This is a genomic window from Massilia sp. YIM B02443 (assembly GCF_030411955.1).
In the GTDB taxonomy this organism is placed as follows: domain Bacteria; phylum Pseudomonadota; class Gammaproteobacteria; order Burkholderiales; family Burkholderiaceae_D; genus Telluria.
Genome location: NZ_JASNRA010000022.1, coordinates 39,834 through 53,179 on the forward strand (window position 1 = coordinate 39,834; position 13,346 = coordinate 53,179).

11 protein-coding genes are annotated in these 13,346 nt (G+C 66.0%); 6 read left to right on the forward strand and 5 right to left on the reverse strand.

Features of this window, described 5'->3' with window-relative positions; translation table 11 throughout:
- The first annotated feature begins 73 nt into the window (after positions 1–73).
- Together infA and QPK27_RS19760 are read left to right on the forward strand one after the other, a co-directional pair.
- On the forward strand, positions 74–343 hold the full coding sequence (gene infA / locus QPK27_RS19755) for a translation initiation factor IF-1 (RefSeq protein WP_290419883.1): 270 nt from the start codon (positions 74–76) through the stop codon (positions 341–343).
- Positions 344–552: 209 nt separating this feature from the next.
- Complete coding sequence (locus tag QPK27_RS19760) at positions 553–792, forward strand: hypothetical protein (protein WP_290419884.1); 240 nt, start codon at positions 553–555, stop codon at positions 790–792.
- A 19-nt stretch (positions 793–811) separates the two neighbouring features.
- Here the strand turns inward: QPK27_RS19760 and QPK27_RS19765 are convergent, their stop codons facing one another.
- From QPK27_RS19765 to QPK27_RS19785, 5 genes are all read right to left on the reverse strand, one after another.
- A complete protein-coding gene (locus tag QPK27_RS19765; protein ID WP_290419885.1) occupies positions 812–2,020 on the reverse strand; it encodes an MFS transporter in 1,209 nt (402 codons plus the stop codon).
- Between the two features lie 10 nt (positions 2,021–2,030).
- Positions 2,031–2,909: a hypothetical protein gene (locus QPK27_RS19770; RefSeq protein WP_290419886.1), complete on the reverse strand. Its 879-nt coding sequence runs from the start codon at positions 2,907–2,909 to the stop codon at positions 2,031–2,033.
- Between the two features lie 17 nt (positions 2,910–2,926).
- Entirely contained in the window at positions 2,927–3,733 is an 807-nt protein-coding gene (locus tag QPK27_RS19775) for a hypothetical protein (RefSeq protein WP_290419887.1), read from the reverse strand.
- A complete protein-coding gene (locus QPK27_RS19780) occupies positions 3,723–4,235 on the reverse strand; it encodes a hypothetical protein (protein ID WP_290419888.1) in 513 nt (170 codons plus the stop codon). The genes QPK27_RS19775 and QPK27_RS19780 overlap by 11 nt, the downstream gene beginning before the upstream one ends.
- Positions 4,236–4,297: 62 nt before the next feature.
- Positions 4,298–4,591: a DnaJ domain-containing protein gene (locus tag QPK27_RS19785; protein ID WP_290419889.1), complete on the reverse strand. Its 294-nt coding sequence runs from the start codon at positions 4,589–4,591 to the stop codon at positions 4,298–4,300.
- 165 nt (positions 4,592–4,756) lie between these two features.
- Between QPK27_RS19785 and QPK27_RS19790 the strand changes: the two genes are divergently transcribed.
- From QPK27_RS19790 to QPK27_RS19805, 4 genes are all read left to right on the forward strand, one after another.
- A complete protein-coding gene (locus QPK27_RS19790) occupies positions 4,757–6,511 on the forward strand; it encodes a glutamine--tRNA ligase/YqeY domain fusion protein (RefSeq protein WP_290419890.1) in 1,755 nt (584 codons plus the stop codon).
- A gap of 230 nt (positions 6,512–6,741) precedes the next feature.
- A complete protein-coding gene (locus QPK27_RS19795) occupies positions 6,742–8,772 on the forward strand; it encodes a PKD domain-containing protein (RefSeq protein WP_290419891.1) in 2,031 nt (676 codons plus the stop codon).
- A 76-nt stretch (positions 8,773–8,848) separates the two neighbouring features.
- Positions 8,849–11,038: a metallophosphoesterase gene (locus tag QPK27_RS19800; RefSeq protein ID WP_290419892.1), complete on the forward strand. Its 2,190-nt coding sequence runs from the start codon at positions 8,849–8,851 to the stop codon at positions 11,036–11,038.
- Positions 11,039–11,291: 253 nt separating this feature from the next.
- The gene (locus QPK27_RS19805; RefSeq protein ID WP_290419893.1) at positions 11,292–13,151 is read left to right on the forward strand and encodes a CHASE domain-containing protein; all 1,860 of its coding nucleotides are present in this window, start codon (positions 11,292–11,294) and stop codon (positions 13,149–13,151) included.
- Positions 13,152–13,346: the final 195 nt, after the last annotated feature.

Here is a 13,346-nt window from a genome sequence, read left to right on the forward strand (position 1 = left end):
TGCAGGCACCCTGCCCGTTTCCGCGCGATCGACTGGAACCGGCGATTTATTCATCAATTAACCGGAGCCCATCATGGCAAAAGAAGAACTCATCGAAATGAATGGCGTGGTGTCCGAAGTCCTGCCAGACTCGCGTTACCGCGTCGACTGCGAAAACGGCCACAAGCTGATCGCCTACACCTCGGGCAAGATGCGCAAGAACCACATCCGCATCATCGCCGGCGACCAGGTCAGCCTGGAAATGTCGCCCTACGACCTGAGCAAGGGCCGCATCACCTTCCGCCACCTGGGCAAGAGCGCCGGCGCCCCGCGTCCGCCGATCAACCGCGCCGCGCGCCGCTGATCCCCGCTCCGGCGGCCACGCGCCGTCGATGCAGTAGCAAAAATGCCACGCCTCGCGTGGTATTTTTTTATCCGTCGCCACCATGCATGTGGCCGCAGGGACTGGCAGGGACGACCCGGGGCGGGTATCATCGCGCCAATCGCGCAACGACCATCATGTGGCGGAGCGCGCCTTGTTTCTCGAAATTGATTTAAAGAAGGTTTGGTCCCATGCATGTGCGCCAGCGACGCAGCGATGAAGCCACGGCCAACGCCGTGGCGCGCGGCCTGAATATCCTGGGCGTGCGCGACGCCGTCCAGGCGCGCCGCTACATGGAATTCAAGGGCGTGCCGGCCATGGTCATCGAGCGCGTCCTGGCCCAGCCCGAGCAGTGCCGCAAGCCGACCCCGGCGCAGCTGGTGTCCGAAGCGATCACGCCGTTTCCGCATCACGTGCGCATGCCGCGCTGAGCGGCCGTGCGCCCGGCTTTCAGGCGGCCGGCGGCAGCGGCGCCAGCCGGCGCAGGCGCAGCGCGATCAACAGCGCCAGCATCAGGATCCCGCCCAGCTGCGCCACCACCCCGCTCCAGCCCCACCCCTCGTACACGTAGCCGGTGAACCACCCCACCACGCTCGAACCCAGGTAGTAGAAGAACAGGTAGATGCCCGAGGCCAGCGCCTGCGGCGCCCGCGCGCGCCGCCCGACCCAGCTGCTGGCCACCGAGTGCGCGGCGAAGAAGCCGAAGGTGGCCAGGCCGACGCCCAGCACGGTGGCCACCACCGACTCGAGCAGGGTCACGCACAGGCCGCCGATCATCAGCGCCATGAACATCCACAGCACGTTGCGCCGCCCCAGCCGGTCGGCGAGTTTGCCGGCCCACATCGAGCTGAAGATGCCGAGCAGATACAGCAGCGACAGCAGCCCGACCGCGCTCTGGCGCAGCCCGAACGGCGGCGCCAGCAGGCGATAGCCGATGTAGTTGTACAAGCTCACGAAAGAACCCATCAGCAGGAACGGCAGCACGAACAGCCATGGCAGGCCGGGATCGCGCAGGTGGATGCGCAGGCCCTCGAGGAAGCCGGGTCCGCGCGCCGCGCGCACGCTGCCGTGGCGCGACGGCGGCAGGCTGCGCGAGAATTCCCAGGCCGCGTACAGCCCTGCCGCGCCCAGCAGTCCCACCGCCAGGCGCCAGGAGGCGAAGTCGCTGATGAAGGCCGAGATCACCCGTCCGCTCATGCCGCCGAAGGCGCTGCCGCTGATGTACATGCCCATCGACAGGCCGAGCGAGGTCGGCTCGATCTCGTCGCCCAGGTAGGCCATGGCCACCGCCGGCAGCCCGCCCAGCATCAGGCCGAGCAGCGCCCGGATCGCCACCAGGTGGAGGTAGTCGGAAGCGAAGGCCGACAGCAGCGTGAGCACCGCGCCGCTGACCATCGAGGCTACCATCACGGTCTTGCGGCCGTAGCGGTCGGCCACGCTGCTCGAGGCCAGCAGCGCCAGCGCCAGCGTCACGGTGGAGCTCGATAGCGCCAGGCTGCTCTGCGCCGGAGAGAGGTGAAAATCGTGCGCCAGCAGCGGCATCAGCGGCTGCACGCAGTACAGCAGCGCGAAGATCGAGAAACCGCCGAAGGCCATGGCGCGGTTGATGCGCCGGAATTCCGGGCTGCCGGCCTGGACGCGCGCGCCTGCGGTCGTCACCGGCGCGGGCTCACGGGTACTCCGCGTCCAGTTCCGAACCGGCGTAGTTTTCCAGTTCGGTGAACAGCTGGGCGAGTGTAGCCTTGGTGCCGATCTGCTGCAGCACGGTGCAGCTGTTGCGGTAGATCTCGATGCGCTCGGCGATCACGGCCTGGTGCGCTGGCGGGATGCGCGCCAGCAGCTCGGCCCAGCCGGCTTCGAAGTCGGGCTGGTGCTTGCGTACCGCCTTGACGAAGCGCTCGAACTCCTTCTGGCCGGTGCGCGCGGTGATGCGTCCGCCCCCTTCCACCGCGAAGATGATCGCCATCGCGATCACGCCTTCGGCGTTCAGGTCCGGGTCATTGACCGGACCTTCGTAGTGGTTGCGGCGCAGCCAGCGCGCCGCCTCGACGATCGCCAGCACCTGTTTGCGCTGCCGGACCTGGCCCAGGTAGCGCTCGTAGCCGGTCCACGACTCGCCCGGATCGGCGGTGCAGATGTCGACGAACAGCTCCTTCAGGCGCCGCTGGGCGTACACCGGGTCGTCGTCGTATTCGCCCACCAGGCTGTCCTCGGGCAGCGCGGCCAGCTCGCGGATCATGCGGAAACCCGCCTGGAACGCGTGCTCGGCGCCGTCGCCGATCAGGATGTCGACGGCGTCCAGGTCGCCCTCCGTCTCGGTCTGGATCAAGGTTTCCAGGCCGAGCGACACGCCGCCCACGGTCAGCAATTGCGCGCGCGCGATGCCTTCCGCGGTGCGGTCGTTGGTGAACTTCTCGGCCACCATGGCGGTGATCCCGGACAGCTCGTCGGCCAGGATCGCCGCTTCTTCCGGGGTGGCTTCGCCGGGCAGCAGCTTGATCGCGCGAACCAGGCGCGGCGGTTGTTCGATGACGATTGCTGGCAGCATTGGACTGAAAGCTCCACTCACGAGAAGATATCCGTGCCCAGGCTGCGGCGCGGGCTGCGTGCCGGGCGGCTGCGCACCGACGGCACCTGCTTGCGCAAGCGTAGCAACAGGTCGCGCGTCGAGCGCTGCATGAATTCGGACTCTTCGTCCGGATCGTCCGGCAGCTCGATGTCGGCCATCTCGGCGCTGTGGCGGAATTCCGGGAACAGCTCCAGCAGCGAACGCTCCCAGCCGTCTTCGCTGGCCTTGGCCAGGTCGACCGCCAGCGGCACGATGTCGCTGTCGGCGCTGGTCTGGCCGCTGACGTAGCGTCCCTTGGACAGGATCTCGCCCGCCACTTCCAGGATCTCTTTCGGGGCCAGCGACCACATGATCGCGAACACGGTGGCGCCGTGGTCGGTGGCGGATGCCGCCTCCAGCAGCTCGTTGCGGCGCTCTTCGTCGTCCTGGGCGTAGACCACGCCGTGGACGTGGTTGAACAGGTTCTCGGCGATGCGCTCGGGATCGTCCTCGATCATGTTCTCCTGCCAGGTGGCGGCGATGTAGGCCAGGCTGTCGGCCCAGGCCTTGGGCGGCACCAGCATGGTGGCCAGCGAGGTCTTGGCGCCATCGAAGCCGGACAGGTGCAGCGCGGTGACCTGCGGCGGCAGCTCGGTCAGCACTTGCGCCACGGCGTAGTCGCCATGCTCGTCGGCGGCCTTCGAGAACACCTCTTCGGCGTGCTCGAGCGAGCCGGCCAGCACCAGTTCGCCGACCTGGCTGACCAGGGCGGGCAGGTTCGACTTGGTCTCGTCTGCGCTGTTATCGTCGAGTTTATCGGTCATCGCGCTCACCTTCATCGAACAGGCCGGTGAAGTCGTCCGACGCCGGGCCGTCGTCCTCGTCATGGTCGTCGCCGTCGTCGTCGCGGCCGAGCTGCTCGAGCGACTGGTCGTCGTCGTCCCAGCGGCCCTGGTTCTTGAACAGGAAGGCGGTGATGATCGCCTGGCGCGCCAGTTCCGGGTAGTTGGCGGTCATGGCTTCGTACATGGCCTTGCCGTCGTCGCCGCTGCACTCGGCCATCGCGAACACGCGCGCCGGGTCGCCGTCCTCGTAGTCGGCCGCTTCGCGCATCAGGCCCTTCGGGTCCAGAAAGCGGATGCGGTCGACCAGCGCGAAGGCCATCATGTTGACGTCGTCGAGGCCGCCGCCGGAAGCGTATTCCGAGACCAGCGCGCCGACCATCATGTCGTAGTTCTTCTTGTTGGGCGGGTCGCCCAGGGTGCCCTCGATCTGGCCGTCCAGTTCACGCGACTGGAAGGAGAATTCGGGATGTACGTGTTTCATGTTCTATCCTGTGATTGTGCCCGGCCCGGCAAGGCGCCAGGCCGTGATTCTGTTCTGGGCGTTCAGTGCGCCGGCAGGTTCACGCCATTGAGCGCGAACAGCGAGCGCCACAGCTCGAAGGCCTCGGCCTCGGCGTCCAGCACGATGCGGTGGTTGACGCTCTGGTTGTACTCGGCGCGCTGGACCGGGTCGGACAGCACCTCGTACGCCTTGGACACCGCCTTGAAGCGCGCTTCGGCGCCCGGGGCCTGGTTGCGGTCCGGGTGGTAGCGCATGGCCAGCGAACGGTAGACCTTCTTGATCTCGTCGTCGCTGGCGTTGGGCGCGACGCCGAGGATCGCGTATAAATTTTCCAATTGGAATTCTCCCGGCAAAGCCGCAAATAGAGCAAAAGCGAGATTATCCTATAGAAAACGCGAATGCGGCGGCGTACGGACAGACTCGCCTGCCCGCGCCGGCCCTCGGTCGGCCCCGACTACGGTAAAATGCCCGCAACTTACCCCTAAAGAACATTCTTTTTCATGAGCAACGACAAGAACACCCCGGCGCCGGGCAATGCACCGTCGTCGAACTTCGTGCGCGCGATCGTCGAATCCGACCGTGCCGCCGGCACCCATGACCGTCCGGGTCTGCCGTCCGTCATCACCCGCTTTCCGCCCGAGCCGAACGGCTACCTGCACATCGGCCACGCCAAGTCGATCTGCCTGAACTTCGGCCTGGCGCGCGACTACGACGGCATCTGCCACCTGCGCTTCGACGACACCAATCCGGAGAAGGAAGACCAGGAATACGTCGACACCATCATGGACAGCGTCAAATGGCTCGGGTTCTCGTGGCAGGACGCCAGCAAGGAGCACCTGTACTACGCCAGCGACTATTTCGACCGCCTGTACGAGATGGCCGAGTACCTGATCACCAAGGGCTACGCCTACGTCGACAGCCAGAGCGCCGAAGACATGGCCAAAAACCGCGGCAACTTCGGCACCGTCGGCACCAACTCGCCGTTCCGCAACCGCCCGCCGGAAGAATCGCTGCAGATTTTCCGTGACATGAAGGCCGGCAAGTACAAGGATGGCGAACACATCCTGCGTGCCAAGATGAGCGAAGACGCGATGTCCTCGCCAATCATGACCAACCGCGACCCGGCCCTGTACCGCATCCGCCATGCGCACCACCACCGCACCGGCGACAAGTGGTGCATCTATCCGATGTACGACTACACGCATCCGATTTCGGACGCGATCGAGAACATCACGCACTCGCTGTGCACGCTCGAATTCCAGGATCACCGTCCGTTCTACGACTGGCTGGTCGAGACCCTGGCCGAAGGCGGATTCTTCCAGCGCCCGGTGCCGCGCCAGTATGAATTCGCACGGCTGAACCTGACCTATGTGGTGACCTCGAAGCGTAAACTCCGCGCGCTGGTCGACGACGGCGTCGTCACCGGCTGGGACGACCCGCGCATGCCGACCATCGTCGGCCTGCGCCGCCGCGGCTACACGCCCGAGTCGCTGCAGCTGTTCTGCGAGCGCATCGGCGTGTCGAAGGCCGACGGCTGGATCGACATGAGCACGCTCGAAGGCGCGCTGCGCGACGACCTCGATCCGAAGGCGCCGCGCGCGATTGCCGTGCTGCGTCCGCTGAAGCTGATCGTGGACAACTTCCCGGAAGGCGAAGCGCACGAGTGCTCGTCGCCGGTCCATCCGCACCATCCGGAACTGGGCAAGCGCACCTTCCCGTTCACGCGCGAGCTGTGGATCGAGCAGGAAGACTTCATGGAAACCCCGACCAAGGGCTACTTCCGCTTCACCCCGCCGCAAGGCGACCAGCCGGGCAGCCGCGTGCGCCTGAAGTACGGCTACGTGGTGGAATGCACCGGCTACGACAAGGATGAAGCCGGCAACGTCACCGCCGTGCACGTGAAGTACTTCGAGGATTCGAAGTCGGGCACGCCGGGCGCCGACAACTACAAGGTGAAAGGCAACATCACCTGGGTCAGCGCCGCCAGCGCCCTGGAGGCCGAAGTGCGCCTGTACGACCGCCTGTTCCTCGAGCCACAACCGGACGCCGGCGGCAAGGACTTCAGGGCCGCACTGAATCCGAACGCGCTCGAGACCATTACTGCCTACCTGGAACCGGGCATGAAGGATGCGGTGGCGGACCAGCGCTTCCAGTTCGAGCGTCATGGCTACTTCGTGGCGGATCGCGTGGATTCGCAGCCGGGCAAGCCGGTGTTCAATCGCGTCACGACGCTGAAGGACAGCTGGGCCAAGTAAGTTTTCGGCTCACAAAAAATCCCGCCCCGGTGCTGCCGCGGCGGGATTTTTTTTGCACTGCGCGCGCGATAGCGGCAATTGCGCCAGCGCGCCTCGATCCATGTCAGTCGTGCGCGGGTGCGCGCATGACGCGTTCGGTCTGGACGTGAACGTCATCCGGCCATGATGAAGGTCCAGGCGCCCACGCGACGGTGGCGAAGGCAGCCTCAACGTTTTCAATCGGAGAACACATGCACACGAAGTCCCGTGGCGTGGGGCATCACGTCATCGCTGCGTTATCGTTCGTTACCCTCGTGCTTGCCAGCATGGCGTTCGCCGCGCCGCCGCAATCCGGCATCGACGCGATACAGACGCAGGCGCAGCGCACCAGCTTCGGCAAGACTACCTACCGCGTCGTCAACCTGACCGATGGCGAACACTACGGCGACGTCGCGATCAATGCCAGCGGTCAGGTCGCCTTCTCGTACACCAGCGATTTATTCCAGGTACCAATCGCCGCATTCTTTTACGACGGCAGCCGGATCCGCAACATCGGCCGGCTCGGCACCGACTATGCCGTCGCTACCAGCCTCAACGATGCTGGCCAGGTGGTCGGCCAGTCCCGCAATGCCGAGGATCTTGATCGCACCTTCATCTGGAGTCCATGGCGCCCGATGACCGACATCGGCATCCTGCCCGGCGCAATCTACCCGCATCAACCGGTCATCAATAACAACGGCGTCGTCGCCGGCTACATGAGCGGCAACCTCGCCATCCGTTCCTACCGCTGGAGCCGGTCCGATGGCTTCACCGACCTGGGCCATCTGGCGCCGTCCCCGCCGTACGTCGCCAACGCCCTGGCGCTCAACGACGCCGGCGTGATCGTCGGCAGCGCACGTGTCGGGACCGGCCGCTCGCACGCCTTCCGCTGGACCTTCGGCAGCGGCATGGTCGACATCGATACCCTCGGCGTCACCGATTCCGTGGCAATCGGGATCGATGCCAGCGGCAATATAGTCGGCAATTACTACGACCAGCCGGCGGGCAACGCGATGTGGCGCGCATTCATCTGGACGCCCGGCAGCGGCATGCGCCCCCTTGTCAGCAGCACCTACGACGTGAACGCCATCGGCATCACGCCCAGCGGACGCGTGATCGGCACCCTCAGCAGTGGCCGCGACTACTCCCGCGCCTTCACCTGGACTCGCGCCGGGGGTATCGTCGAACTGGGCCAACTGGGGAGTCCCCCATCGATGCCGTCGGGCGCCAACAACAACGGGCAAGTGGTCGGCTACGCGGTAGATGCATCAGGTCAGTTGCGCGCGTTTGTCTGGAGCGCCAGGCTTGGCATGGTCGACCTGAACAAGCGCCTGCGCCATGCGCCTCCAGACCTGGAACTGTACGACGCATTGGCAATTGCCGACAACGGCGCGATCGTGGCGCGTGCCAACAGCGGCCTGGTGCTGCTCAAGCCTGCCACCGGGGCGTCGTGCGCCTGTCCGCACACGGTCGGACCGATCATGGCGCGCGCAGTGACGCTGCCGGGCGCACCATTCGACGCCTCGGTCGGCATCGCCGGCGACCGGCCGGCAGCGCGCTACAAGGTCACCTGGTCGTGGGGCGATGGCGCGACCACGGTCACGGGCTCCGCCGGGGTACACAGCAGCGCGCGCCACACGTACGGCACGCCGGGCGTGTACACGGTGTCGGCAACCGTGGTCGATGACAGCGGCGCCAGCGTCAGGGTCAGCCGCAAGATCGCCGTGCAAGCCGCGCAGGGCGCGTCCGGCGCCGGCGCGTTCATGGCCCAGTCTGCCGCCGGCAACGGGGCGCCGCAGCGCGCCGGGCGCGCGCGCTTTGCGTTCAGCGCGCTATCGGCGGACGCTTCACATGCCAGTCGCGCCAATCGGAGCGGCCCCGGTGGCCCCGCCAGTGGCGCCGCGCTCCACTTCAGAGTGGGCGACCTCGACTTTCGCAGTGCCGACATCGCACCGGTCGCCGCCGCTCCTGGCCAGGTCCGGTTCGCAGGCAGCGGCGCAATCAATGGCAAGGGCACACATCACTTCGACCTGGTGACGCTGGCGGCAACGGGCGATGCACCTGCACGTTTCGGAATTAAAATCTGGCATACCGACGCCGCAACCGGCGCGCAGGTGATCGACTACGACAATCAGCAGTCTGACGCCGGACGCATGGGCGCAGCCACGGCAGAAGCCGGGCTCGCCACAGCGTCCGGTGCCATCGGCAGCGCACTGATCGAAGGCAGCATCGACCTGCCATAGAGGGTGTTCGGCATGTAACAAAGCGGTCATGCAAGAATGCAATCATCCCCGGCAATTTCGTTGACCGGAGCATTGCATGACCCGCTTATTTTCCACCGGCGTTTCTACTGGCGCCGCCGCGCTGTCCCTGGCCCTGCTGGCCGCCTGCAGCCCGGGCGAACCCGACGCCCCCGCCCAGACCACGCCGCCCCCGCCGGTGCAGACCCCGGAGCCGACCCCGGCCCCGGTCGGCACCGCCGTCGCCTTCATGAGCGACGTCCACTTCCAGGACGTCTACGGCGACTTCAAGAGCAGCCAGTTCAGCGGCATCCCAACCAGGGACGGCAAGAACGCGACCATCCGCACCATGTACGCGCAGCTGACCTCGACGCGCCTGTTCAACGAAAACTACTTCGCCTTCTACGCCGCGCTGGACGACGCCTACGCGAAGGGCATCCGCTACGTCGCGCTGCCGGGCGACTACACCGACGACGCCCAGCCGATGAACGTGGACGGCATCGCCGCCGTCATGAAGCAATACCAGGCCAAGGGCATGCGCTTCTTCCTGGCCCCGGGCAACCACGATCCGGTCGAACCGTACGACGACCAGGAAGCCGGCAAGAACGACTTCCTGACCAAGGAAGGCAAGGAACAGAAAGTCTATGCCACCAGCAACGCCGCCTGCATCGCCAAGGATCCGGCCGTGGTCTGCACCGACCAGTTGATGGAGCAAGGCTACGAAAAACTGATGACCAAGATGGGCGAATTCGGCTTCATGCCGAACAAGGCCGACATCCTGTGGGAAACGCCGTTCAGCAAGCACAGCGGCGGCAAATACACCTACGACGAAGCCGTCACCCAGGCCGCCCTGGCCAACCGCAAATTCGAGATCTGCGCCGAAGGTTCGGGCGGCATCTACAAGGCGGCCGGCGAAGCCAAGTTGGGCAAGGCCTACACCAAATGCGTGAAGATGATCGACAGCACCTACCTGGTGGAACCGGTCAAGGGCCTGTGGCTGCTGTCGATCGACGCCAACGTGTTCGTCCCGAACGCCAACTTCGATCCGGCCAGGCCTGAATGGTTCAAGGGCTACGACGGCGCCGGCAACGCCGGCTGGAACAAGGTCATCACCCACAAGATGCACCTGATGGAATACATCAAGTCGGTCGCCGCGCGCGCCAAGGCGGAGGGCAAGCAGCTGATGGCCTTCTCGCACTACCCGACCATGGACTTCTACGCCAACCAGACCGGAGCCATGAAGGCCGTGTTCAAGTCGGGCGCGTTCCAGACCGCGCGTGTGCCGGACGCGACCGTCGCCAATGCGGTGGCGGCCACCGGCCTGCGCCTGCACGTGGGCGGCCACATGCACTTCAACGGCACCAACGATCACCAGGACACGAGCGGCAACTACCTGGTCAACGTGCAGTCGCCGTCGCTGGCGGTGTACGGCGCAGCCTACAAGATCATCACCTACAAGGATGCCGAAACGATCGACGTCCAGACCATGCCGCTGGGTACCGTGCCGCGCTTCGCGGAACTGTTCCCGCTGTACGTGGTCGAGAACGACTACCTCAAGGGCAGCAGCATTCCGGCCGACGCCGGCAAGCGCTGGGACCGCGCCATCCTCGACACCCGTTCGTACGGCGAATACACCCGCTACTACTTCGGCGAACTGTCGCGCCTGCGCTTCATGGACGAATACTGGCCGTGCGAGATGAAGGAAGCGGCGATGAATCTGAACGGCAAGCAGATGCTGATCCTGTCGCAGCTGCAGACCAAGGTCACCCTCAGCCAGCTGAAGGACATCCCGGGCATCGTGCCGTTGACCGCCTCCTGCGCCGCCGCCGGCACTGTCACCGGTATGCCGGTCGCCGCTTCGACCCTGAGCGCTGATTGGGCCGACGCTACGGCCCGCGCCGACAAGCTGGCCACTGCCGCCGGCCTGCGCCTGGACGACTTCGCAGCGCTCAGCGCCTACGAGTTCTACGGCGACTTCCACCGCACCGTGTACGCCGGCGAACTGGCGCTGCGCGACATGGGCCAGGGGCGCGTCAACCAGTACAAGGTGCTGATGTCGGCCTTCCCGTCCAGCCCGGCCGCCCCAGTGCGCATCGGCGACAAGCTGTCCGACCAGAACCCGGTAGGCACGGCCTTCCAGCACCAGTTCAAGCAGGTGTTCGCGATCCTCAAGGGCCTTGGTTCGGCCAAGCCGAGCGACCATTTCACGGTCGACCTGAAAGGCAAGAAGGTCAGCAACGCCAGCAACAACGGTCTGAGCTTCAACTGACAGGCTGAGCTTTAACTGATGAACTGAGCCTCAAGCGATGGGCTGAGCCCCTCCTGAATCGCCCCCTCCGCGGCGTCCCTTCCCTCCCCGGGATCGGACGCCGCGCTGCTATGCAGCAAGCGTTTTTAACCAACCCTAGCAGAGCTGATAGCTACGATTAGTCGCAAATTTGCTTAGCGTATCGCCATGGATGCACTTTGATCCTGCACAGAACGCGATTTGATCCTGCACAGTCTTTGTGAGGCAAATGCAAATGACCCCAACCCGCCCCTTTTCGATGTCGACCCCGGCCACCCTGATCACAGGCGCCCTGCTGTCGCTCGCATTCGGGGCGGCCAGCTACTTCGCCACCTCCGAGGCGATCGAGAGCGACGCGCGCGCCCGCTTCCGCGGCATGGCGCGCGCCGCCCAATACACCATCGACGCTCGCATCAAGAGCTACAGCGACGTGTTGCGCGGCGTCGCCGGCCTGTTCCGCGCCAATCCCGAGACCAGCGCCGACCAGTTCCGCCAGTATGTGGCCCAGCTCGACATCACGCGCAATTTTTCCGGCATCGAGGTCATCAACTATGCGCGCGCGGTACGCGCCGAGCACTTGCCGGCACTCAACGAAGAATTGCGAGCGCGCCTGGCGCGCCACGGCGTGCAGCGCTTCCAGCCGCTGCAGGCGTTGCCCGAGCGCGACACCTATACCGTTCTGGTCTTCATCGAACCGCTGCCGCCGCACGCGCTCGACAAGCTGGGCCTGGACCTGGAAGCGCGCGGCGCGGTGCGCCGGGCGCTGGCCACGGCGCGCGACAACGGCACCCTGAGCGCGTCCGGCACCCGCATCGCGCTCGAAGCCGGACCCAACCAGAGCGGCCTGGCGCTGCGCCTGCCGGTGTACCGCAGCGACCTGCCCACCGCCAGCGTCGACCAGCGGCGCCTGGCCTATGCCGGCTCGGCCGGCATAGGCTTCGGCGTCACGCCGCTGGTGAGCGGCGTGCTGGACGAATTCCCGGTCAAGGGTGCGCGCCTGATCCTGACCGAGCTCACCGCCACCGCGCCCGAGCCGGACGAAGCGCCGCCGCGCGCCACCCTGTACGACAGCCTGGCCACCGTCGAGCGCCCCACGCCGGCATTGCCGCCGGACGACGGCAGCGTGTTCGCGGCCAGCCTGCCGATCGAGTTCAACCAGCGCCTGTGGCGCGCCGACTTCACCATCCCCAAGTCGGCGCTGTACACCCGCTTCGACATGTACTACCCGTGGCTGGCGGCGTTCGCGGTGGGCATGAGCACCGCCCTGCTGTATGCGCTGTTCCAGACCCTGGCGTCGTCGCGCCGCAGCGCCCTGCGCATGGCCGAAGAGATGACGCGCGAAGTGCGCGCCAGCCAGGCCAAGCTGCAGGCCAGCCACGAGAAACTGCGCATGCTGGCCGCGCACGCCGAGCAGATCAAGGAAGGCGAAAGAAAGCGCATCGCGCGCGAAATCCACGACGACCTGGCGCAGAACCTGCTGGCATTGAAGATCGAGGCCGAGTTCCTGGCCAACCGCACCCGCGGCGGCCAGCGCCGCCTGCATGCGCGCGCCGAGGCTACGGTGCGCCAGATCGAAGTCACCATCCGCAGCGTGCGCCAGATCATCAACGACCTGCGCCCGAACGTGCTCGACCTGGGCTTGAGTGCGGCGGTGGACTGGCAGGTGGCCGACTTCGCGCGCCGCACCGGCATCGCCTGCGAGCTGGTGGATGACGGCGACGACCACCGCATCGACGACCACAGCGCCACCGCCTTCTTCCGCATCCTGCAGGAGTCGCTCAACAACGTGGCGCGCCACGCACGGGCGACCAAGGTGCGCATCGACCTGCACCAGCATGCCGGCATGCTGACCATGACCATTCGCGACAACGGCGTCGGCATGCAGCCGGGCAGTCGCAACCGCCACGGCTCGTTCGGCCTGGTGGGCATCGAAGAGCGCGTCGCCATTCTGGGCGGCGCGTTTTCGGTGAGCAGCGGACCAGAATCCGGCACCACGATCGTGGTGACGATACCCGTCGGCGGTGAGGCCGACAGGGACGCGGCGCCCGACGGCGCCGGTACGCGCGGCCGCGATCTGAATCGGGCCGCCGCTTGAAGCGGGAGGTGTGCGGAGCGATGTGTTGCCGAAAGGATTCATCCATTTCCATGCTTGCGCTATCGCAACAGTTCAAGTGACTGCCCACAGGAAAATGTTTATCACTGTCATCAGTCAAACACCGAACCGTCAGCCCATTCGCAAGCAGGAGGCCGCCACCAGAAAACACCCGCAGCACCGCCGTACCAAAACCAG